Here is an 809-nt window from a genome sequence, read left to right as displayed (position 1 = left end):
ACCTTCGACAGCCACGGCATCAGGATCGGGTTGCCGGTCTCCAGCACCGCGACCGTATGAGGATTGGCCGCACCGATAGCGGCGATCAGCTCGTCCTGGCCGTTGGGCAGGCTGGGGGCGATGGCGTCCATCCCCTCCTCTTCCGGCCGCACGGCGAAGACGATAGCCACGTCCGCGCCCTTGGCCAGGGCGGCGGCGCGCGCCGGATCAGAGCCATCGTCGAACTGGATGTCGGCGTCCGAGCGCAGGTCCTTCAGCGCCGCCAGCGGCGAGGACAGACCATAGACCGGGGCCAGAATGGCCGCGATGCCTTCGCGGCCGCGCCGGTCCACGAAGTGGCCGCCGTACGGCATCACCTGCGAGGAGCCGCCGCCCGACAGCACGCCCTTGTCGGCGAAACCGCCGATCACGACGATCTTCCTGGCGGTCGCCGCCAGGGGCAGCACGCCGTCGTTCTTCAGCAGCACCATGCCCTGCAGCGCCACCTTCTCGGCGACGTCGGCATGAGCGTCCTTGTCGATCGCGCCGCCCGGTTTGGCCGGATCGTCCACCACGCCGGCGGCGTAGAAGCTGCGCAAGATGCGATAGGCTGCGTCGCGCACGCGCTCGGCCGAAACCTCGCCACGCTCTACCGCCGCCTTGAGGCCGCCGAAGTACGGGTCGTCCTGCGGCGACTCCTGGTCCAGGCCCGCCTGCAGGGCCGGCGCCAGGCTATGCGAAGCGCCCCAATCCGACATCACCCAGCCGGGATACTTCCAGTCTCCCTTCAGCACCTTGCCCAGCAGGAACGGGTTCTCGCAGGCATAGAC

At 69.3% G+C, this 809-nt stretch carries 1 protein-coding gene; it reads right to left on the bottom strand.

Going from position 1 to position 809, the window contains the following annotated elements; translation table 11 throughout:
• Window positions 1–809, bottom strand: an 809-nt coding sequence (locus J7528_RS23675) for a glycoside hydrolase family 3 protein (protein WP_291879758.1), incomplete at both ends; no start/stop codon positions are given.

This window comes from Caulobacter sp. (assembly GCF_017744445.1).
GTDB lineage: Bacteria > Pseudomonadota > Alphaproteobacteria > Caulobacterales > Caulobacteraceae > Caulobacter.
The sequence above is the reverse complement of the archived record's forward strand: the minus strand, read 5'-3'. Positions and strand labels throughout refer to the sequence as shown.